This is a genomic window from Bacillus sp. IT-79MI2 (assembly GCF_949768135.1).
In the GTDB taxonomy this organism is placed as follows: Bacteria; Bacillota; Bacilli; order Bacillales; family Bacillaceae_G; genus Bacillus_A; species Bacillus_A pseudomycoides.
Genome location: NZ_CATKPV010000049.1, coordinates 70,683 through 93,510, shown reverse-complemented (window position 1 = coordinate 93,510; position 22,828 = coordinate 70,683). Strand labels below are relative to the sequence as shown.

At 35.3% G+C, this 22,828-nt stretch carries 19 protein-coding genes and 3 pseudogenes; 17 read left to right on the top strand and 5 right to left on the bottom strand.

Features of this window, described 5'->3' with window-relative positions:
- The 4 genes from ACM6HU_RS06230 to ACM6HU_RS06215 form a co-directional block, all read left to right on the top strand.
- The coding region (locus ACM6HU_RS06230; RefSeq protein WP_098116946.1) for a thioesterase domain-containing protein at positions 1-1,159 on the top strand (1,159 nt) is incomplete at its 5' end.
- A 93-nt stretch (positions 1,160-1,252) separates the two neighbouring features.
- Positions 1,253-1,330 carry a helix-turn-helix domain-containing protein gene (locus tag ACM6HU_RS06225; protein ID WP_154214532.1) on the top strand — a complete coding sequence of 26 codons (78 nt, stop codon included), beginning with the start codon at positions 1,253-1,255 and terminating at the stop codon, positions 1,328-1,330.
- Positions 1,331-1,494: 164 nt separating this feature from the next.
- Positions 1,495-2,178, top strand: coding sequence for a 4'-phosphopantetheinyl transferase family protein (locus ACM6HU_RS06220; RefSeq protein WP_368494266.1), 684 nt, complete (start codon positions 1,495-1,497; stop codon positions 2,176-2,178).
- Positions 2,179-2,193: 15 nt separating this feature from the next.
- Entirely contained in the window at positions 2,194-2,919 is a 726-nt protein-coding gene (locus tag ACM6HU_RS06215; RefSeq protein WP_016114799.1) for a thioesterase II family protein, read from the top strand.
- A 376-nt stretch (positions 2,920-3,295) separates the two neighbouring features.
- On the opposite strand, the pseudogene ACM6HU_RS06210 reads toward ACM6HU_RS06215, so the two are convergent.
- Positions 3,296-3,409 (bottom strand): annotated as a pseudogene (locus ACM6HU_RS06210) (MerR family DNA-binding transcriptional regulator); the annotation flags it as partial.
- A 102-nt stretch (positions 3,410-3,511) separates the two neighbouring features.
- Between ACM6HU_RS06210 and ACM6HU_RS06205 the strand changes: the two are divergent.
- The 3 genes and pseudogenes from ACM6HU_RS06205 to ACM6HU_RS06195 all read left to right on the top strand — a co-directional run.
- Positions 3,512-3,598: pseudogene (locus ACM6HU_RS06205) on the top strand (GNAT family acetyltransferase); the annotation flags it as partial.
- A gap of 247 nt (positions 3,599-3,845) precedes the next feature.
- On the top strand, positions 3,846-4,460 hold the full coding sequence (locus tag ACM6HU_RS06200) for a DedA family protein (RefSeq protein WP_016114801.1): 615 nt from the start codon (positions 3,846-3,848) through the stop codon (positions 4,458-4,460).
- A 756-nt stretch (positions 4,461-5,216) separates the two neighbouring features.
- Positions 5,217-6,221: a GH25 family lysozyme gene (locus ACM6HU_RS06195; protein ID WP_414848076.1), complete on the top strand. Its 1,005-nt coding sequence runs from the start codon at positions 5,217-5,219 to the stop codon at positions 6,219-6,221.
- Positions 6,222-6,420: 199 nt separating this feature from the next.
- On the opposite strand, the gene ACM6HU_RS06190 is transcribed toward ACM6HU_RS06195, so the two are convergent.
- Entirely contained in the window at positions 6,421-6,627 is a 207-nt protein-coding gene (locus tag ACM6HU_RS06190; RefSeq protein WP_088094515.1) for a KTSC domain-containing protein, read from the bottom strand.
- 653 nt (positions 6,628-7,280) lie between these two features.
- Between ACM6HU_RS06190 and ACM6HU_RS06185 the strand changes: the two genes are divergently transcribed.
- Entirely contained in the window at positions 7,281-9,770 is a 2,490-nt protein-coding gene (locus tag ACM6HU_RS06185) for a PBP1A family penicillin-binding protein (RefSeq protein ID WP_016114804.1), read from the top strand.
- 142 nt (positions 9,771-9,912) lie between these two features.
- Here the strand turns inward: ACM6HU_RS06185 and ACM6HU_RS06180 are convergent, their stop codons facing one another.
- Positions 9,913-10,203, bottom strand: a complete 291-nt coding sequence (locus ACM6HU_RS06180; RefSeq protein ID WP_003197573.1) for a hypothetical protein — start codon at positions 10,201-10,203, stop codon at positions 9,913-9,915.
- A 165-nt stretch (positions 10,204-10,368) separates the two neighbouring features.
- Positions 10,369-10,806: a hypothetical protein gene (locus ACM6HU_RS06175; RefSeq protein ID WP_033671187.1), complete on the bottom strand. Its 438-nt coding sequence runs from the start codon at positions 10,804-10,806 to the stop codon at positions 10,369-10,371.
- Positions 10,807-11,004: 198 nt separating this feature from the next.
- Between ACM6HU_RS06175 and ACM6HU_RS06170 the strand changes: the two are divergent.
- From ACM6HU_RS06170 to ACM6HU_RS06135, 8 genes and pseudogenes are all read left to right on the top strand, one after another.
- A pseudogene (locus ACM6HU_RS06170) lies at positions 11,005-11,206 on the top strand (HesB/YadR/YfhF family protein); the annotation flags it as partial.
- A gap of 420 nt (positions 11,207-11,626) precedes the next feature.
- Complete coding sequence (gene mmgD, locus ACM6HU_RS06165; RefSeq protein WP_016114806.1) at positions 11,627-12,745, top strand: citrate synthase; 1,119 nt, start codon at positions 11,627-11,629, stop codon at positions 12,743-12,745.
- A gap of 98 nt (positions 12,746-12,843) precedes the next feature.
- A complete protein-coding gene (prpD, locus tag ACM6HU_RS06160) occupies positions 12,844-14,280 on the top strand; it encodes a 2-methylcitrate dehydratase (protein WP_016114807.1) in 1,437 nt (478 codons plus the stop codon).
- A gap of 17 nt (positions 14,281-14,297) precedes the next feature.
- Positions 14,298-15,206, top strand: coding sequence for a methylisocitrate lyase (gene prpB / locus ACM6HU_RS06155; RefSeq protein WP_006094816.1), 909 nt, complete (start codon positions 14,298-14,300; stop codon positions 15,204-15,206).
- Between the two features lie 112 nt (positions 15,207-15,318).
- Positions 15,319-17,079 (top strand): sigma 54-interacting transcriptional regulator, encoded by a 1,761-nt coding sequence (locus tag ACM6HU_RS06150; protein ID WP_098116945.1) that lies wholly within the window; start codon positions 15,319-15,321, stop codon positions 17,077-17,079.
- A 140-nt stretch (positions 17,080-17,219) separates the two neighbouring features.
- Positions 17,220-18,935: an acyl-CoA dehydrogenase family protein gene (locus tag ACM6HU_RS06145; protein ID WP_016132802.1), complete on the top strand. Its 1,716-nt coding sequence runs from the start codon at positions 17,220-17,222 to the stop codon at positions 18,933-18,935.
- Between the two features lie 16 nt (positions 18,936-18,951).
- Positions 18,952-19,842, top strand: coding sequence for an NAD(P)-dependent oxidoreductase (locus ACM6HU_RS06140; RefSeq protein WP_003207149.1), 891 nt, complete (start codon positions 18,952-18,954; stop codon positions 19,840-19,842).
- A gap of 75 nt (positions 19,843-19,917) precedes the next feature.
- The gene (locus ACM6HU_RS06135) at positions 19,918-21,378 is read left to right on the top strand and encodes a CoA-acylating methylmalonate-semialdehyde dehydrogenase (RefSeq protein WP_016114811.1); all 1,461 of its coding nucleotides are present in this window, start codon (positions 19,918-19,920) and stop codon (positions 21,376-21,378) included.
- 82 nt (positions 21,379-21,460) lie between these two features.
- Here the strand turns inward: ACM6HU_RS06135 and ACM6HU_RS06130 are convergent, their stop codons facing one another.
- Entirely contained in the window at positions 21,461-22,093 is a 633-nt protein-coding gene (locus ACM6HU_RS06130; RefSeq protein WP_033671189.1) for a LysE family translocator, read from the bottom strand.
- A gap of 131 nt (positions 22,094-22,224) precedes the next feature.
- On the opposite strand from ACM6HU_RS06130, the gene ACM6HU_RS06125 reads away from it, so the two are divergent.
- A complete protein-coding gene (locus ACM6HU_RS06125; protein ID WP_003197601.1) occupies positions 22,225-22,770 on the top strand; it encodes a helix-turn-helix domain-containing protein in 546 nt (181 codons plus the stop codon).
- Positions 22,771-22,828 lie beyond the last annotated feature (58 nt).

Genomic DNA, 22,828 nt, shown 5'->3' with positions numbered 1-22,828 from the left:
TATGGTTCCTGCACACTTTATTGAGGTAGACGCGATTCCGCTTACAACAAATGGGAAGATTGATCGAAAGGCACTGAACAGCTTAACGATTCAAAAAGAAAGTACCTTTTCTACACCAATTATCCCACGGGATGAAATCGAGTATCAGCTGATTAGAATCTGGCAGGATGTGCTACAGATAGAAGATGTCCATGTAAACGATGATTTCTTCGATAGAGGGGGTCACTCTCTCCTGGTAATCAAATTGATTTCAAAGATCAGAGAGAAATTTGGAAAAGAGATTAAGGTGTCCGCACTGATTGAGAACCCGACAGTGGAAGGAATCGCTTGTCTCATCCGTGACAATCATGGTATGGAAAAATCGTTATCGGTTCTGGTTCCATTACAAGAGTCAGAGAAAAGGCCTTTCTTCTGTGTTCATCCGTTTATGGGTAATGTATTCTGTTACATGCAGCTAGCAAGGTTACTCAAGGATCACTGCTCATTTTATGGTCTACAGAATCCTCTCGTAGAGAAAGAAGGAATGGATGGGTTGACTTTGTCGGAAGTAGTTCAACTCTACATCGAGGAAATGAAGCGAGTTCAGCCAGAGGGGCCGTATCGTCTGGGAGGATGGTCTCTGGGCGGTGCCATCGCCTATGAAATCGCAACTATACTACGGAACCAGGGAGAAGAAGTTGAGATGTTGGTACTCATGGATACCAAGGTACCTTCAGAACAGGATCACAAGACAGAGGATGATATGCTTTCTTATATATTGAAGCATTTCATCCATTTAGATCTAGTAGAGCAGGGAGAAGAACTCGTTCATCAACAGGACATGCTTGTTGATCAGTTGATCGTGGAAGGAGTGCTCCTGCCTGATGCGGATCTTACGAGTCTAAAGCAGATTATTAATGCCCACAGGAAGGGTCTAAATTTAATGGCAGAACATGTTTTAACGCCATATTTTGGGGAGGTCATCTATTTCAGTGCTGAAGAAGGTAGAGAGTTGTTCACGGATTGGAAGCCGTTATTACAGGGGAAAGTGAATAAGTATTCGGTGCCTGGGTCGCACGAAGAGATTGTCTTCTCCCCAGCAGTGGAAAAGATAACCAAATGTCTCGTAAATGAATTAGAAGGGATAGAGGGAGCGGACCTTTCGTTAACCACAAAGTAGAGTGTCTAGAAAGATACAACTTTATGAACATAAATTTTCACTATCAAAGGTATTATTTGTGAATAGTGATGTGAATGCAAAAAAAGCCGCTTAATGACTGTACATCAAATTTGTGACATTACGAATATATCAAGAGCAGCACTGTATAAGGTTCTGGTGCAATTACCTTGAAGTTTCTGCACCAGAACCGAGTATTTTAATTATATTTCTAGGTGAAAATTGTATATTTACATTAATATGTAAATATACAATTTTTTTGCTTTATATGTATTTCGAGGGTGTTACGTAATACATAAGATTTTACACCTCTAAAAAGGAAGTGATTTATAATACGAATTCACGCTGTAAAAATACCAAAGCATATTGATAATGATTTATTTAATCAGTTTAGTAATTTGATTTCAAATGAGAAAAGAGAACGAATAAAGCGTTTAATAAAATTGGACGATGTTAATAGGATTTTGATAGGAGATTTGTTAGTCCGTTCTTTAATCTGCGAAAAATATAAAATTAATAATGATGAAATTAAATTTGTATATAATAAGCACAGAAAACCTTTTGTTAAAAATTTTTCTGATTTTCATTTTAATATTTCGCACTCAGGAGAATGGGTGATTTGTATTACTGCTAATTCAAATGTTGGTATTGATATAGAAAAAATTTCAGAAATAGACGCTCTTAAATTAGCACAAGAATTCTTCTCAGAGGAAGAATTTTATGATTTATCTAATATAAATTCTGATGAACAAATTAGTTATTTTTTTGATCTTTGGACGTTAAAAGAAAGTTATATAAAAACTATTGGGAAGGGGCTTTATATCCCGTTAAATTCATTCTCCATAAAAAAAGAAGCTCAAAATTCAATTTCATACAAGAACATACCTCAAAATTTTCACTTTAGACAATATAATATTGAGCCTAATTATAAGATGTCTGCTTGTGCAACACTAGATGAGTTACCAAAGGAGATAATAATTAAAGATATTTATACAATTTGCCAGAATATAAACAAATTTTAATCGAGGGAGACAGTAATGACGAAGATTAAACTTTTTTGTTTGCCACATGCTGGGGGATCTGCGTTTAATTACTCAAAATGGAAAAAATACTTTAATCCATTTATTGAAGTAATCCCTATAGAGTTAGCCGGTAGGGGATATAGAATTGAAGAAAGCCTTTATCATAGTATTGAAGAGGCTGTAAATGATGTCTATAAAATTATTATTAAGCAGCTAAATAATTCACCATATATTCTATATGGACATAGCATGGGAAGTTTGATCGCCTATGAATTAGCCAAGAAAATACAAATTTCCAATGACGTATTACCTGAGTTTCTTGTTTTGTCTGGTAGAAATCATCCAAATAGCAAAATAAAAGATATCCGACACAATCTACCTAATGAACAATTTAAAAATGAAGTTATTGCTATGGGTGGTACACCATCCGAGGTGTTTCAATCAGAAGAATTAATGGAAATTTTTCTCCCCATTCTAAGAGCGGATTTTAAAATCGTAGAGACATATATACATAATAATAATAATATACAAGTATGTGACATTGATTTTCTGATCTTAAATGGAAAAAATGATGAATTAACTTCATATGAAGAGGTAAAAAAATGGGAGCAATACACAAATAAAATGTGTACATTCCACTCTTTTGAAGGTAAGCATTTCTTTCTACATGAAAACATCGAGGAAATAGCAAGCATAATTATAAGAAAGTTAGTTTCTCAAAGATCCTCAATGTATTTTTAGAATTTTCTAAATCGGTTTTAAGACTGGAAAAAATATCAAAGGTAAAAAATTCAGGTTCTAATACAAAAATCATTTGATAGAGACATAGAGATCTACATGGACAGTTCAATGACAGATTATGATGTAATTCAAAACAATCTATCATGTTTCGACAGAAGACTCCTTCTTCAAAAATGTGAAGGTGTGAAACAACAATTTTAGGTGAGAGATGAATGTTCTTAGGCGTGAGCCTATGCGTTTTTGAATACTGTAGTCAAAAACCACTTAGCATATAGGCTTGTCTTTTGTTGTTAGTAATCTAAGAGCAGTTTGGGTCTAACGATATTCTTTCTGTAAATTCCTACAAAAAGAATATCGTTTTTTTGCATTAATGTTATCCCATTTTATGATAATATCTTAACGCTTTTATGGTAATGTCCTTTATTTTAGCAACTTCTCCAATAGAAAATAAGTTTTTCACCCTAATCACTTCCTTTATATTTTTTCTAATATTACCGTTGACTCTCCTCTTAGAGGAGACATTATTATTATTTATTATAAGATATTTACATACGAAATGAAAATTCACTTATATAAAAGGGAGTTTACAAAGATGGATAAAGTAATATACAGAAGTCTAGTTAAAGAAGATTATGAGTCTATTAAAAAATTGATTGGCGAAGCATTTGGCTTCAATGAAGGCAAAACTTAATATATTTTAATACTGTTATGATTTTTAAATAATAGTAAAAACCGTATCCCTTATTTGTGATACGGTTTTCCACTTTATACCTTTATGGTTAGGGTGAACTTCTATTTTCTTAATTATCGCTCTCAGTAAAGGCTTGGAACTACTCAGCATTGAAATGCCGAGATTCCTACGAACGCCAGTGTAATCACTAGTTATTGTACGTAATTAATGCTGTAGAAAAAAAGGAGAAAACAACATGGAATGGGTTTATGAATTATTTCAGCAATATGGCTACTATGTAGTACTTGTTGGAACATTGTTAGAATATATTGCATTTCCGTTTCCAGGGGAGCCGACGTTAGTGTATGCGGGTTATTTGGCACATAAAGGAGATTTAGAATTACTACTTTTAATTATTTTATCATTTATTGGTACAAGCGTTGGGATGACAATTCAGTACTTTTTAGGCAATAAACTTGGTATGCCTTTTGTACAGAAATATGGAAAATATGTATTTTTAACACAAAGAAAAATTGATTTAACGAGAATGTGGTTTGATAAATATGGATATTTCCTTATCTTTATTGGATTTTTCGTCCCAGGCGTACGTCATTTTACTGGTTACTTTGCAGGGATTATTAATTTACCCCTCCGTCGTTTTGCCATAACGATCTACTCTGGTGCTCTATTCTGGGTATCTTTCTTTTTAATCGGTGGCTATTGGTTAGGAGGAAACTTACATGATATATTTGAAGTGCTTGGACAGCACATGGGGAAAATTATCTTCGGAGCGATAATCATTGTAGCCATTACGTTAGGTATTCATTTTCGAAAAAAATTAAAGAGTGTATTTGTAAAAAGTATAAGTTAATACGAAATTCATTCTGTTCAAAATCAAACAGAGTCATTCACCGAGTATTTGGAGGTAAAGTATAGCAGTTGAAAATATAAGTGTGGATTTACCAAAAGATAAAGATTTACTGAAAAACGGTTATCAATTCTTGGGATTCGACAAAGAGAAAAAATGCTGGGGAGTCATGCTTTATATGTTCTTGTTAAACTCTTTTAAGTTGTAGCAAGAAAAAAGAATCTGTTACAGATTCTTTTTTCTTTTATACATATTGGATTAGGAGAGTATGTTAAATCCTTGAAGGGAGCAAGGATTTAACGGTAATAGTAACCGTGGTATTAATGTAACATAGTTGATTCATATAGTTAATTGATAATGTTTGTATTGAATATTACCAATGTTTAGTATAGATATTTACTACTATAAGTATAGTGGTAAGTAATTGTTAGGATTGTTTCTTAAAAAGTGTACGATGAAAATTGTTTTTATAGAAGGTATATAACTGAGTCATGATAGGGCGTTATATAACATTTTATATCTTGATTGAATATTTAATTTATCCCTCTATTCGCGGGTAGTAAGCTCCCCACTGATTAAAGTTTCACTTTATCGTTCGATAAAGTATTAAATCGAACTGGTAAAACGCACACCTATTTTAATCGATTCCTACTATATTCATATTGTCGGAATCGATCAAGTATATGGACAAGTTGGAGGGGAGATTGAAGTATTTCTCTAAGTATTTAAATGTGATATTACAAAAGGAGGAGATGAATAATGGACAAACATATTATTGATATTTCTAAGTGGAATGTTAATATCGATTGGGATGTGGTAGCACTTCAGATTGATCTTGCAATATGCCGTGTACAGTATGGTTCGAGAACAGTTGATGAGCGGTATACAAGCTATGTAACGAATCTGGAACAACATGGTATTCCACATGCAGCATATGCTTATGGTTGTTATGTTTCTGTTAAAGATGCAATTGTAGAAGCGAAAGATTTTATGGCAAGAGCGAGTGCTGACGCTAAATTTCTTGTTCTTGATGTTGAAGATGATACGTTAAAAAGTTGTGGTCCTGATCAGTTAGCTGAAGCATCCCAAGCGTTTATTGATACTTGTAAAGCTGCGGGTTGGAAAGTTGGATTGTACGTAGGTCATCACATGTATAATAAGTATGGTTTAAGTGGGGTGAGAGCGGATTTCCTTTGGATTCCGCGCTATGGTGGTAATAAACCAGCATATCCATGTGATATATGGCAATATACTGAAACAGGAAATATTGACGGGATAGGAAAAGTTGATTTGAATTATTTAGTTAGCGATAAGTCACTTTCATGGTTTATAGATGGTACAAGTCAGGTGCAGGACAATTTAGGACAACCAGTAGGTATTGGAATTGCTATTTCGAAATACCCTGAAGGTTACGGAATTAATCTATATAAGAATCCTGAAGAGCCTATATTTACTGGACATATCACAAATAAAATTCCGTATCTAATTTTTGAAGGATATTGGGGTGGTGGAGATAAGGATATGATTAAATTAGGAAACGAGCAACAGTGGACGGAATTAGAGCACTTTGATATAGAGTGGTTCTATGCATATTCAAACTCCCCCGTTGGATATGGGATTAATTATTATGCAGAACCTGAATGTATAAATTTTAAAGGTGTGATTGATGGTTCAAGTTCTTATCGTGTTTGGGCAAGAAAAGATGGTGCTATTGATATTGGACAAAGCAGCTGGATTAAAGAGGAGCAAGTAGTGATCAAGTAGTATTGGAAGCTATATTTAAATTTAAAAAATGGTATTACATTCGATAAACAATGTAATACCATTTTTGTTTTACATAAGATAATCATTTATACAATGATATAAATTGCTTCCTATTTATCATGCTATTTGCAGACAGTAATATTACTACTTCGAAAGTCAGTGCAAGAAAAGAAGTTAGGAGAATGAGGAACCTTACTGATTAAATTTTGGTGTGACGATAGGAATTTCTAATATAGGTGTTATAATAATAGCTTTTGGATTGCGCGTTTCGTAATCCTGTGTATATACTTTCTGGTACATCGTAAAAATCATATGTGCCAATTCTGAATTCAATTCGTAAAATCATAGATGATGGATTATAACCTACAGCGACTAATTTTTTGGAAATTACTGGATACAAAGTCATGTTAGTTCATCTCCCTTCTTTAATATGTTTAGATGTTAAGAAAGGAAAATCCTGCTAATTTATAGAATTATAATACTTAGATGCTATACATTGCATATTATATATCCATTTTGATTTTCAAACATATAAGTCGCTGCTATGAAGAACAAAGGGTGGCCTGCACTCATTTTCTATGGGGTAGGAAGAGGGTCTGATCGCTTCTATGCATGGCCGGATGCTCTCTTTTATCTAAAAAAGAAAGGTTTTATGTCGGTTTTTCAATTTGTATTTATATAGTACTGTTTTTGTGATTGCGTAGTTTATTGTGAGTTCACACGAAATTCATATTGGTGTGATATTTTTATTTCACTATTGATTTACTAGTAATAGTTTTTCAAATAAAAAAGTTTGACCAAATGAAAAAAAAGTATATTATTTATACGAGGTTATATGTTTTTTATACTTTGCTGTTTAAAATTTTCGAATTAACTTATGCCAAAAGAAAAATGAAAGCCAACCTCTTATATTATATGTGTTACATGTAAGTATTATTAGAAAGATAGAGGGAAAATAGTTGTCCAAAGTATATAGGCTTATTTGTTGAGGTGAAATCAAGATGTTGGTTTCATTTTCGTGTAAATCAACGGGAGAATTGAAAGGCAGGAGAAAGCAAGATGTCAGAAAATTATCGTTCTCGAGAAGAGCGAAGACAAGTACAAAAGAAAAAGCAACCAAGTGCTAATGTAGAAAAAACGAAAGGTAAAACATCGTTTTTTCGTAAATTTTTAATTGGATGTTTAATACTTGGAATCGTGGCGCTCGTAGGAGGAGTAACTACTTTTTTCATTATGATAAAAGATGCTCCGAAACTTGAAAAAGAAAAGCTTGTCAATCCATTATCAGCAAAAATTTATGATAAAGATAAAAAGCTGGTATATGAATATGGGAAAGAGAAACGAACAAATATTACGTATGATCAAGTACCTAAATTAATAGAAAATGCATTTTTAGCTACAGAGGATGCACGTTTTTATGATCATAGTGGTGTTGACTTCAAAGGGACTGCACGTGCTGTTTTAGTCAGCCTTACTGGGAATTATGGCTCACAAGGCGGAAGTACAATTACCCAACAGGTTATTAAAAACTATTTCTTGTCTATGGATAAAACCCCTAAGCGTAAGGCACAAGAAATATTTTTAGCTTATAAGTTAGAACAGCAATATTCAAAACATGAAATATTAGAGATGTATTTAAATAAGATTAATTTAGGGAACCGCTCATATGGTATTGCAACAGCAGCTGAAAACTATTATGGAAAAGAATTAAAGGACTTAACTTTACCACAGGCTGCGATGCTTGCAGGACTACCAAAAGGCCCTAGTATTTATGATCCAACAAAACCGCAAAATGTAGAGCGGGCAACAGAGCGTAGAAATGTTGTCTTACATTTAATGAATCGACATGGATATATTTCGAAAAAACAAATGGAAGAAGCATCGAAGGTCCCTGTAACCGACGGACTACTTCCTCCTAAAGAAGTTACAGAAATGCCATATCCAGCATTTATAGACGCTGTTGTGAAGGAAGTAGAGAAAGAGTTACCAGATGCAAACGTTGGATCTGATGGGTTATCTATTTACACAACTTTAGACCCAGAAGCACAGAAATATGCTGATGATCTTTTAAACAAAAATATTATTAGTTATCCAAATGATAAATTCCAAGGTGCTTTTACATTTATGGATACAAAAACTGGAGAAATTCGCGCTATAGGTAGTGGACGTGGTGAAAATAAAGCGACATTCAAAGGGCATAATATGGCAATTGAACTAGATCGTTCAGCAGGTTCAACAATGAAGCCAATTTTTGACTATGGTCCAGCAATTGAATATTTAAAATGGCCAACTTATCATCAACTCGATGATTCAGCATATAAATATTCGACAGGACAACAGGTTCAAAATGCTGATAAAACGTATAAAGGTATGATAACAATGCGTGAGTCTCTTAAATGGTCTCGTAACATACCAGCAATTAAAACAGCAAAAGAGGTAGGATTAAGTAAAGCACAAAGCTTTGCAGAAAGCTTAGGTATTCCATTTAAAAAAGATGCAGTTGAGTCAACAGCAATTGGTACAAATGAAGTATCGCCAACTGAAATCGCAGGAGCATATGCTACATTTGGTAATGATGGTAAATATACAAAACCACACTTTGTTAAAAAAGTGGTTTATCCTGATGGAAAGTCACAAAGTTTTGAACCAAAATCGAAACGTGTTATGGAAGATTATACAGCGTATATGATTACAGATATGCTACGTTCTGTTGTGAGTTCTGGTACTGGTACAGCAGCTAATGTAAGTTCTTTAGATGTGGCAGGTAAAACAGGAACAACAAACTATTCATCTGAACAAATATCGAAATATGGTATACCATCTAGTGCATCGCGTGATAGTTGGTTTGCGGGTTATACACCGCAGTATACAATGGCAGTTTGGACTGGATATATGAAAGATAGTCCTGAAGATTATATAAGCAGCAAAAATACGAAAATTGCACAACAGATTTTTAAAGAAATGATGAGTAAATTTGGAACAAATACGTCACGCTTTAAGGCGCCAAGTAGTGTTGTTCAAGAGGGTGATGAATTACGTGTGAAAGGTGCAAAACGAGATTCTTCTCCAAATCCGAGCACGTCAAATTCAAACTCAAGTGAACAGCAGAAAAATGATGGTCAAAATAAACAGCAAGAACAGCAGCAACAAACAGATGGAGATAAAAAACAACAAGAGCAAAAACAAAGTGAAGAAAATAAGCAAAATAATGATCAAAATAAACAAAATGAAGACAATGCAACAAATAATCAAGGTGGAAATGATCAAGGGAATACAACCCCGCCGAGCAATGGAAATGGTCAAGGGAATACAACTCCGCCGAGCAATGGAAACGGCCAAGGAAATACAACTCCACCAGGCAGTGAAAACGGCCAAGGAAATACAACTCCACCAGGCAGTGGAAATGGCCAAGGGAATACAACCCCGCCAGGCAGCGGAAATGGCCAGGGGAACACAACTCCGTCAAGCGGTGGAAACGGCCAAGAAAATGCAACACAACCGAGCAATGGAAATGGTCAAGGAGAGGCAACTCCAAATGGTGGTCAATAAATATAATGTTTTTTAAAGTTTCAATCATATAAAAGTGTATGAAAAACACCTAGGATACCGGAGATTGATCGGTAACTTAGGTGTTTTTTTGTATGCTATCATGTATAAAAATACTTTATATGAAATTGAAGAATATATATGTTCAAATGTTGAAGGTCCCATAAAAATTTTGAAAATAAATTGATGGGAAATGATAGAAAATCTGGAGAGGTGGATACGGAGAATGGGGAGGATGACCATAATAGGTAGTGCCACTAGGAGGTGTGCCGTGATGCCAAAATGAAGGTGTTGCTCCACCTGATAATTGATATTGCTGCCAAGTTGCTGGGAGTTCAATGCCAACATCAGAAGTTGCTGTATGAACGGGAACAGAATGGACAGAAGGAGAGGCAACTGGGGCTACAACGGCAATTCTTGTTGGAAATAAATACATAAAAGAATCACCCCTAAATCGTATTATATAGCAGTATATTCTTGCACGAGCTGCAAATGTGCACGCAAATTTTTACAGAGTATAGAATGTATATAAAAAAGAACAAGAAAGAACAAAAATGAGTTCTTTCTTGTTGAAAGACATTTAGATATTGTAGTAGTTTCATTAACGGCAATCGTGGTCGTTGCCAATAGCTAACGCGCTAAAAGAAACCGGACCTACTATTGCAGCTTCGGCACCAGCAGTCATATTTTCAGCAGTAAGCGTGTAAACATGAGTTCCGGATCTTAGATCTTTGTCAATTGCTTGGAAGGTTACAGCGTAAAATTGTTCTGAATCAGTGGATTCTATCCCAACTTGAGTGTTGAAAATCTCAGTATTATCGCGGAAAATACGAAATACGATTTGAGCGATGTTTGTAACTCCTTCAACTCCAACTGTTGTGATTAATTCTACTGTGTTGTCACGGGAGTCTCTACGTGGAATATTTACTCGTAACTGAGCAACTGTATTTCTTTTTGGAGAATGGTCAATTGGAATTGGTTGTCTTGCATTTGTTTTACTACGTGGCTGAATAGCTTGAAAATCAATAATATGCGTTATAATTCTCACCACCTATTGTTTGATACCTTATAATATGAAGACTCTTAGAGAATAGCTTGGACATTCTTACGTCGAAAGACTAACTCCAACTATAGATGGTGGACTTTTTTTATAAAAACACATCTATTTATGGAAGGAAGTTCCTGTATAAAAAGATACAATATGATTGTAATAAATAATACCTTTTATGAGTTTTTATATGGAGATAATAGCACCATTCAGCCTAGTTATTCTTTAGGAGTGGCTTTTGAGGTGTCAGAAGATATAGCCGCATCTGTTGAACAGGATGGCATTCAATTTTTTTGTCGATTCCGACGATATTTGGTATTTTCGGGACTATGATTTAGTAGTAAGTTATCATAAGAAAATGGACGAAATTGAATTTAACTATGTAAAATAATAATTTTATTAAAAATGAAAATATTTTATATAAAAATTGTATTTAATTAATATCGATATATAAAATAAGTGTGAACGAGTTGTGTATATGTACAACTCGCTTTTTTGTGTGCTGAAAAAAGATAATAAATATACGGAGTAAATTGTTTGTTGTATAAGCTTTATATGGAATTTTATTGAAAATCAATATATTTCGGTTTAAAAGAAAGAGAAGGGACAACGGGCTTTTTGATAAAAAACTTAGACGTTATTCTTAAAAAACAATTTTATTACAGCAGGAAAAGTATAGGAAACTTATCATTATAAAATAAATTGAAATCTTCTAAAAACTCTGATACATTGAAATAGAAATGTAGTTCACAATGTTGTAAAGGCTTACAGTTATGTGCACGAAGATCTATTAGGATTGGAGGAAATGATAATGAAAGCTGAAGAAAAATTTTCCCCGGGATTAGATGGTGTAGTCGCAGCGGAGACGAAAATTTCGTTTCTCGATACGGTAAAAGGTGAAATTGTTATTCAAGGATATGACTTAATTGAACTATCAAAGACAAAAGGTTATTTAGACATTGTGCACCTTTTATTAGAAGAACATCTACCAAATGAGGATGAAAAGGAAAAACTTGAAAAGAAATTGAAGGAAGAATATGAAGTACCAGAAGGTGTATTCAATGTTTTAAAAGCATTGCCAAAAGAAACGCACCCGATGGATGGGTTACGTACAGGTGTATCAGCATTAGCTGGTTATGATAACGATATTGAAAACCGTTCGCTAGAAGTAAACAAAAGTCGTGGTTATAAATTGTTAAGCAAAGTGCCAAATATTGTTGCGAACAGTTATCATATTTTAAACAATGAAGAGCCGATCGGGCCGCTTCAGGAGTTATCGTATAGTGCGAATTTCTTCTATATGTTAACTGGTAAAAAACCGACTGAGCTTGAAGAGAAAATCTTCGACCGCTCTTTAGTTTTATATAGTGAACATGAAATGCCAAACTCTACATTCACAGCTCGCGTTATCGCATCTACGCAATCAGACTTATATGGTGCTTTAACAGGAGCAGTCGCATCCTTAAAAGGAAGCCTACATGGCGGTGCAAATGAAGCAGTTATGTACATGCTGTTAGAAGCTGGAAATGTTGAGAAATTTGAAGAGTTACTGCAAAAGAAATTATATAACAAAGAAAAAATCATGGGATTTGGACATCGCGTCTACATGAAGAAGATGGATCCAAGAGCACTCATGATGAAAGAAGCTTTAAAACAGTTATGTGATGTAAAAGGTGATTATACATTATATGAAATGTGTGAAGCTGGAGAGAAAATTATGGAGAAGGAAAAAGGAATCTATCCGAATCTAGATTATTATGCAGCTCCAGTATATTGGATGTTAGGTATTCCAATTCAACTGTACACGCCAATCTTTTTCAGTTCTAGAACAGTAGGCTTATGTGCGCATGTTATTGAACAGCATACAAACAATCGCTTGTTCCGCCCACGTGTAAATTATATCGGCGAGCGACATGTGCTTAGCAAATAAAAACAACTGGGGAGTTGTTAAGGCCGCCCGCCAGGTGGGTGTTTGACTGACACCCATCCTCAATAATAACGAATTTTCGACAGAAAGGGAAGGATAGCATGATTAAAACAAATGAAATTAAACAAAAAGATGCAATTTTAGAAGAGATTACGGATTATGTATTAAATAAAGAGGTGACGAGCTCAGAAGCATTTAGCACAGCACGCTATGTGTTACTTGATACGCTTGGATGCGGAATTTTAGCGCTGCAATATCCTGAATGTACGAAACTCCTTGGACCAGTTGTACCAGGAACAGTTGTGCCAAATGGTACACGTGTACCAGGAACATCATTTGTACTTGATCCAGTACGCGGTGCTTTTAATATTGGATGTATGATTCGTTGGCTGGATTATAACGATACATGGCTTGCTGCAGAATGGGGACACCCGTCTGATAATTTAGGTGGAATTTTAGCTGTTGCGGATTATGTGAGCCGCGTTCGTATTTCAGAAGGAAAAGAACCATTAAAAGTACGCGATGTACTTGAAATGATGATTAAAGCCCATGAAATCCAAGGTGTACTTGCATTAGAAAATAGTTTAAACCGCGTTGGTCTTGACCATGTATTATATGTAAAAGTAGCGACAACAGCAGTTGTTACAAAAATGCTTGGTGGCACGCGTGAAGAAATCTTTAACGCATTGTCTCATGCATGGATTGATAACTCTAGTCTTCGTACATATCGTCATGCCCCAAATACAGGTTCACGTAAGTCATGGGCAGCTGGGGATGCAACAAGCCGTGGTGTTTACCTTGCACTTACTGCATTAAAAGGTGAAATGGGTTATCCAACGGCATTATCTGCACCAGGATGGGGATTCCAAGATGTATTATTTAATAAGCAGGAACTAAAATTAGCAAGACCTTTAGATTCTTATGTAATGGAAAATGTATTGTTTAAAGTATCATATCCAGCAGAATTCCATGCTCAAACAGCTGCAGAATGCGCAGTGAAATTACATCCAGAAGTGAAAGAGCGATTAGAGGAAATTGACCGTATTACAATTACAACACATGAATCGGCGGTTCGTATTATTGATAAAGAAGGTCCATTAAATAACCCAGCTGACCGCGATCATTGCTTACAATACATTACTGCAATTGGTCTATTAAAAGGCGATATCGTTGCAGATGACTATGAGGATGAAGTTGCATTTGACCCTCGTGTAGATGAATTACGAAATAAGATGGTTGTTGTAGAAAATAAACAGTATAGTTTGGATTACCTTGATCCGAACAAGCGCTCAATCGCCAACGCTGTTCAAGTTCATTTTAAAGATGGAACAGTAACAGAAAACGTAGAGTGTGAATACCCATTAGGTCACCGTTTCCGTAGAGACGAAGCGATTCCAAAGGTTGTTCAAAAGTTTTCTGCAAATATGGCTGTTCATTATTCTAATAAACAACAAGAAAAAATTCATGAAGCTTGTTTGAATGAAGAAAAGTTAGAAAATATGAATGTAAATGAATTTGTAGATCTTTTCTTAATTTAAGTATAGGGGGAATAAGAATGGCTTGGGTTGTGAATAAACCGTCAACACAAGAAGAGCTTGCTAATCGATTCCGAGCTTTAGTAGAGGCACCTGAAATTTTACAAATCCCTGGTGCTCATGATGCAATGGCTGCTCTTGTTGCAAAAAACACTGGATTTTCAGCTCTTTATTTATCGGGAGCTGCTTATACAGCAAGTAAGGGTTTGCCAGATTTAGGTATTGTAACGTCTACTGAAGTAGCTGACAGAGCAAGAGATCTTGTTAGAGCAACGGACTTACCTCTTCTTGTCGATATTGATACAGGATTTGGTGGAGTGTTAAATGTAGCAAGAACGGCTGTAGAGATGGTGGAAGCAAATGTAGCCGCTGTCCAAATTGAAGATCAACAATTACCGAAAAAATGTGGACACTTAAATGGAAAAAAACTTGTTTCCACTGAGGAATTAGTACAGAAGATTAAAGCGATTAAAGAAGTAGCACCAACACTTGTTGTTGTAGCACGTACAGATGCTCGCGGTGTAGAAGGATTAGATGCAGCAATTGAAAGAGCGATTGCTTATGTAAAAGCAGGTGCAGATGCTGTTTTCCCGGAAGCACTTCAATCCGAAGAAGAATTCCGTTTGTTCAACAGTAAAGTAAATGTTCCGTTGCTTGCGAACATGACTGAATTTGGGAAAACTCCATATTATAGTGCAGAAGAATTTGCAAATATGGGCTTCCAAATGGTGATTTATCCGGTTACATCACTTCGCGTTGCAGCAAAAGCATATGAGCGTGTGTTTATGCTAATTAAAGAAACAGGCTCACAAAAAGAAGGGCTATCTAACATGCAAACGAGAAGTGAATTGTATGAAACAATTTCGTATCATGATTTTGAGGAATTAGATAACGGAATTGCAAAAACAGTTTTATCTGAAGATCAATAGAACAGAGAAGAAAGGCGATGATGGGACATCTTGGGCAAGAACAACTGCTTGATGTGAGAATTCATCGCCTTTTTATATGATTTGAATTGTTGTATACAAGAGGTGAGAAGATATGAGTTCTACAAAAGATTTCTCTGTAGAAAAATGGATGCAGCAAGATTTCCAGTTTGTGAGAAGTAACGATACGATTACTGAAACAGTTAAACTTCTTATTAAAATATCAAAGGATGAACTTCCTGTGCTAGATGGAAAGCAAATGATTGGCATTGTAAAACTGACAGATTGTATTCAGTGGATACAACAAAAAAGTGATAAAAGTATGTTAGTTCATATGATTGTCACTAATTCTATTAATAAGGGTAGTATGAAAACAACTATGAACGAATTACAGGATACACCATTTTATGTGACAACTGAACAAGATGGAGTACTTGTAGGAATCATAGACAAGCCTGAACTTTTCGCTTTTCAAAAGTTTCTAAAACAGCAATTAAAAGAATCACAACAATTAATTGAATGGTTTCGTTTGTCTTTCGACACTGCGTATGAAGGCATTGCGATTGTGGATGAAAACGGCGTCATTCAAATGTTTAATGATACGTATAGCCGCTTTGTTGGAGTATCAAAAGAAGAAGCAATTGGACAACTGGCCGAAAATGTAATTGAGAATACGAGGCTTCCAGTTGTATTAAAAACAGGGGTACCAGAAAGAAATCAAGTGCATCGTTTGCAAGGACAAAATTTAGTTGTGCATCGGATGCCGATTTGGAAGCAAGGAAGAGTGATAGGTGCTGTAGGCATGCTTATTCATGAAGGGATTTCAGATATTTATAAAATACTAGAGAGGTTTGATCAAAAAGATAGTGCTGTCAAACCGTTATTTTCTAAACCGAAGAAGAAGCAAATTCGATTCGAAGATATTCTTGGAGAAAGTCAGACGATTTCTGAAACGAAAAAAATGGCTCGAAAAGCAGCTGGGTCGAAAGCGTCTGTGTTAATTACTGGAGAAAGTGGTGTTGGTAAAGAGCAATTTGCAAGAGCTATACATGATACAGGTATAACAAAAAACGGTCCATTTATCAGTGTGAACTGTGCTGCTATTCCTGATAATTTACTAGAATCCGAACTGTTTGGTTATGCAGAAGGTGCTTTTACAGGTGCGAAAAAGAACGGGAAAGCAGGGAAGTTTGAACTTGCGAATCATGGCACGTTATTTTTAGACGAAATCGGTGATATGTCTCTATTAACACAGGTGAAAATTTTACGTGTTTTACAAGAAAGGGAGATAGAAAGAATTGGTGGTACGCATCCAATTCCAGTTGATTTTAGGCTAATTGCAGCGACAAATAAAGATTTAAAACAAATGGTTAGAGAAGGTACATTTAGAGAAGATTTATATCATCGTCTTCATGTTATTCCGATTCATATTCCACCACTTCGTTTTCGAAAGCAAGACATCCCACTCATTGTCGAAGAACATTTACAAAAGTTATGTCAAATGTATGGTGCTAAAGAAAAGACACTTGATAAAGAAGTATTACGCCTTATGTTCCATTACAATTGGCCAGGAAATGTTCGGGAATTAATCAATGTGTTGGAAAGACTATTTGCACTATCGGATGATGTACATATACGAGCTAAGGATTTACCAGAAGAATTCTATTATCGGGATATGGAACAGAAGAAATTAGTACCTATGATTCAGTCTTTACCAGCAAAGCAAGAAGCGATGAAAGTGGTACGTGAAGAGGAAGAGCGAGGATTAATTGAACGCGTTTTAAAAGAAGCAAAAGGGAATAAGTCAAAGGCAGCAGCATTGTTAGGGATTTCTAGGGCGACTCTTTATAACAAATTATCACGATTCAAAATCTAGACAAATTGTTATAAACAGTGTAAAACTGTCTAAACAGTTTTACGTTTTCTATTTATTTAGCCCAGGTTCTATCAAGTTTTTAGTTTGGCATAGATTTTGCATATAAAGAAAATGAAGACCGAAATGATAGGGGGATACAGATGGAGAAAACAAAGTTGCAATGGGACGAATTTTTTTCGCTGAATAAGAATCTTAATACAACTTTTTTTACACCGGAAGATTTTTCAGGTGATGAAGATTTAATCGCAAAAACAACAGAACAGTTTGTTAAACAGGAAATTGTTCCTCAAATTGAAAATATCGAGCAGCACAATTATCAAGTTTCTCGCGGGTTGTTTGAAAAGGCCGGAGAACTTGGGTTGTTAAGTATAGAGGTACCAGAAGAATATGGTGGGTTCGAATTAGGAAAGGCAGTTTCTGGCCTTGTAGCAGAAAAGATGGGATATGCAGGAGCATTTAGTGTTTCCTTTAATATTCATGCTGGTGTAGGAACATTGCCATATATATACTATGGCACAAACGAGCAGAAGGAAAAATACTTACCTAAAATTGCATCAGGCGAATGGATTGGAGCGTATGCATTAACAGAACCTAATGCTGGATCAGATGCATTAAGTGCAAAAACAAGCGCTGTATTAAATGAAGAAGGAACAACTTGGAAATTAAATGGGGAAAAGCAGTGGATTACAAATGCTCATATGGCTGATGTATATGTTGTTTTTGCAAAGACAAATAAAGGAATGACAGCATTTATTGTCGAAAGAACATGTGAAGGTGTTTCAATTGGCTTAGAAGAAAAGAAAATGGGCATTAAAGGATCTTCGACTGCGACACTCATTTTAGAGGATGTTGTAATTCCAGTTGAAAATGTATTAGGGGAAGTTGGAAAGGGTCATCACGTAGCCCTTAATATCCTCAATTTCGCTAGATTGAAACTCGCTTTTGGAAATATTGGAACAGCAAAACAAGCAATTGGTTTATCTGTTCAATACGGAAAAGAACGAAAACAGTTTCAAACAGAATTAGTTGATTTCACGATGATTCAAGAGAAAATTGCAAATATGATTATCGCTACATACGGTGCAGAGAGTGCAGCTTATCGAACAGCAGGCGTAATTGACGAGGCAATTCATGAGACAAATGGGGATGGCAGCATCATGCAGAAAATGTCTCAATTTGCAATGGAGTGTGCCATTAATAAAGTGAATGCTTCGGAAACACTAGGAAATATTGTGGATGAAGCTGTACAAATTCATGGTGGCTACGGTTATATGCAAGAATATGAAGTAGAACGATTATATCGTGATGCTAGAATTAGCCGTATATTTGAAGGAACGAATGAAATTAACCGCTTAACAGTTGCGAAAATGTTAATGAAACAAACGAAGCAAATAGGAGATCAAGTAGACGAAGGCACATTTGAAAATATAGAACGAAACCATCGTTATATTTTATTATCGAAACAGTTATTGAAGCAATCTTTGAAAACGCTATCTCAAACTCCTAAATTGAAAATCGAGCAAGAACAAGAATATTCACGCGTATTAGCAGACATGTTGAAAGATGTGTATGTAATGGAATCAGCATTTTTACGTACGAAGAAAGCAGTGAGTAAAAATGGTGAAGAAAAAGAACGTACAAAACAGTTCGTAACAGATGTTCTTTGTGAGGAAGGGTATCGTAAAGTAGAATCAGCGGCAATGGTTCTTCTTTCTGCAGCAGTACAAGAAGAGCAAAATAGAAACGCTATTCTAGATGAAATTCGTCAACTGTCAATACCTCTATATACGAACATATTTATGAAAAAGAGAGAAATTGCAAAAGCCATTATAAATCGCGGAAAATATATTGTTTAAATAGGAGGAGAACAATATGAAAAAGATTGGTTTTATTGGTTTAGGTAATATGGGCCTTCCAATGTCTAAAAATTTAGTTAAATCAAATTACACTGTATATGGCGTCGATTTAAATAAAGATGCTGAGGCTTCTTTTGAGAAAGATGGAGGAATCATCGGCTTATCAATTGCAAACTTGGCAGAAACATGTGATTTGATTTTTACAAGTTTACCATCTCCGCGAGCTGTGGAAGCGGTTTATTTTGGAGAAGAGGGTTTAATTGAGAATAGTCATCCGAATGTTGTTCTAATTGATACCAGTACAGTAGCACCGCAATTGAATAAAAGATTAGCAGAAGCTGCTAATGATAAAAAAGTAGATTTCTTAGCAGCACCGGTTAGTGGTGGGGTGATTGGAGCAGAAAATCGCACATTAACTTTTATGGTCGGTGGATCAAAAGAAGTATATGAAAAAGGTTTACCAGTGATGGAAGTATTAGGGGCAAATGTGTTTCATGTAAGTGAACAAATTGATAGTGGCACGACTGTAAAGCTTATTAATAACTTATTGATAGGTTTCTACACAGCGGGTGTAAGTGAAGCTTTGACTTTAGCGAAGAAAAACAATATGGATTTAGAGAAAATGTTTGATATTTTAAATGTGAGTTACGGACAAAGTAGAATTTATGAGCGCAACTATAAAAGCTTTATTGCACCAGAAAACTATGAGCCAGGTTTTACTGTAAATCTATTAAAGAAAGATTTAGGATTTGCGGTTGATTTAGCAAAAGAAAGTGAACTTCACTTACCAGTAAGTGAAATGCTGTTGAACTTGTATGATGAAGCGGGTAAAGCGGGGTATGGTGAAAAAGACATGGCTGCTTTATATAAGAAGATAAGTGAACAAGTAATCTCTAGTCATGAATAATGAATGGTTATAGCGTCGAATTATAAATTGTGAGAAACAATTCGAACTTATAACAATAAAAAAGGAGCGAATACAATGATTACAACAGAAATTAAACGAGTGAAAAATCATATTAATGGTGAATGGGTAGAATCTACTGGTACGGAAGTTGAAGCTGTTCCAAATCCTGCAACTGGGAAAATAATCGCTTATGTTCCGCTTTCTCCAAAAGAAGATGTGGAGCGTGCTGTTGAAGCTGCAAAAGCAGCTTATGAAACATGGTCTAAAGTGCCGGTTCCAAATCGTTCAAGACAGCTATACAAATATTTACAACTTTTACAAGAAAATAAAGATGAGCTTGCGAAAATTATCACATTAGAAAATGGAAAAACATTAAAGGATGCGAGTGGTGAAGTACAGCGTGGTATTGAGGCTGTAGAATTGGCAACATCAACACCAAATTTAATGATGGGGCAAGCACTCCCGAACATTGCAGGTGGAATTGATGGTTCGATTTGGCGTTACCCAATTGGAGTTGTTGCTGGTATTACACCGTTTAACTTCCCGATGATGATTCCATTATGGATGTTCCCATTAGCAATTGCTTGCGGTAACACATTCGTATTAAAAACGTCTGAAAGAACACCGCTTTTAGCTGAGAGACTGGTAGAGTTATTCTATGAAGCAGGTTTCCCAAAAGGAGTTTTAAATTTAGTGCAAGGCGGAAAAGACGTTGTAAATAGCATTCTAGAAAATAAGGACATTCAAGCGGTTTCATTTGTTGGATCTGAGCCAGTTGCACGCTATGTATACGAAACAGGAACAAAATATGGAAAACGAGTACAAGCGCTCGCAGGAGCGAAGAATCATGCGATTGTTATGCCAGATTGCAATCTTGAAAAAACAGTACAAGGTGTTATTGGTTCTGCATTTGCGAGCAGTGGAGAGCGCTGCATGGCATGTTCTGTTGTAGCTGTTGTGGATGAAATTGCTGATGAGTTTATTGATGTACTAGTAGCGGAAACACGTAAATTAAAAGTTGGCGATGGTTTCCATGAAGATAATTATGTAGGTCCATTAATTCGTGAATCTCATAAAGAGCGTGTACTAGGCTATATTAATAGTGGTGTAGCAGATGGGGCTGCTTTATTAGTAGATGGTCGTAAAATTAATGAAGAAGCCCGTGAAGGATATTTTGTTGGAGCAACAATCTTTGATGGTGTGAATCAAGATATGAAAATTTGGCAAGATGAAATTTTTGCTCCAGTTTTAAGTATTGTGAGAGTAAAAGATTTAGAAGAGGGCATTAAACTTACAAATCAATCCAAATTTGCAAATGGTGCAGTTATTTATACATCAAGCGGTAAACATGCGCAAACATTCCGTGATAATATCGATGCAGGAATGATTGGCGTAAACGTTAACGTTCCAGCACCGATGGCATTCTTCGCATTTGCTGGAAATAAAGCATCCTTCTATGGTGATCTTGGAACAAATGGAACAGACGGTGTTCAATTCTATACACGTAAAAAAGTTGTGACAGAGCGCTGGTTTTAATAGATGAATAGCATATACATGTAACTTGTTACATGTACAAAAAGTACACCCCTCTCATTAGAGAGGGGTGTACTTTTCATCGTTAACTATTCTTTTCAAAAGCTAATTTGATACCAAATCCAATTAATACAATACCAGTAAGTCCTTGGATGTATCTTTGGGTAGCTGGTTTTTTCATGAAAACACTGATTTTATCAATTAAGAAGATATAAAAGGCAAACCATATCGCGGTTAAAACGAGATAGGTAAGACCCATGGTTAGAAATTGAATGAATGTATTATGGTTAGGATTTAAAAATTGTGGTAAAAAGGTCAAAAAGAATACAGCGACTTTAGGATTTAAAAGATTAGTAAGAAACCCTTGGCGAAAACAAGAGCTGTTTTCATCTGCATGTTTCATAGGTAACTCATTTGTATCTATGCTGTTTTTGCTTTTTAAAGATAGAAGTGCTTTTATTCCTAAATAGACTAGATAAATGGCACCAACATATTTAAAAATAGAAAATAAGAAAGCAGATTTAACAATAATAGCGGAAAGCCCAATTACAGCAGCTAAAGTATGAATTAAAAGGGCGATACATGTGCCGAAAACCGTTTTTACACCTCCTATTTTTCCTGAAGTAAGAGTGTTTTTTGTAGCCATTGCAGTATCGGGCCCGGGTAAAATAATAAGACAAATAGACATGATAATAAAAAGAAGATAGTTCTCCACAATCACTCCACCTTTCTGTGTTTATCTTTCAGAAAATTTAATTAAAAATAGTTTAACACAATTTAAGTGATATGATAAATAAAATTTAAGTATGTTAAAATATATCTATCATATTGTTTGAAGGAGCATGAGGTATGGAAAATATAAATATCGGAAAAAAGGTGAAAGAGCTTCGGGAATATAAGGAGCTGAGTATGCGAGAGTTAGCTAAAATGGCAGAAATAACACCTTCTATGTTAAGTCAAATTGAACGAGGATTAGCTAATCCTTCGATTCAAACATTGAAATTGCTAGCCAAGGCTTTAGAAGTTCCAACTTTTAGTTTTCTCATTGAAGATACGAACACGGATGATCTAGTTATAAGAGCGAATGCACGTAAAAAAATGATCGTAGGAAATTTATCCTATGAATTATTATCACCAGATTTAACGGGTGCTTTGGCAGTATCTTTAATGACTTTGCCACCTAATTCTGTTTCCTCCGAAAAACTTTTAGAGCATAAAGGAGAGGAAATTGCCCATGTTTTAGAAGGACAGATTATCTTGTATTTACAGCAAGATATATACACTTTATACCCCGGGGATAGTGTGAAAATCCCTTCTTATATGAAACATAAATGGGAGAATCTATTTGATCAAGATGCCGTTATTTTATTCGCTGTAACGCCTCCATCGTTCTGATAATGAAGATACATAATACATATGTCTAGAAAGAAAAAAGCTAGATGAAGCAGCAAAT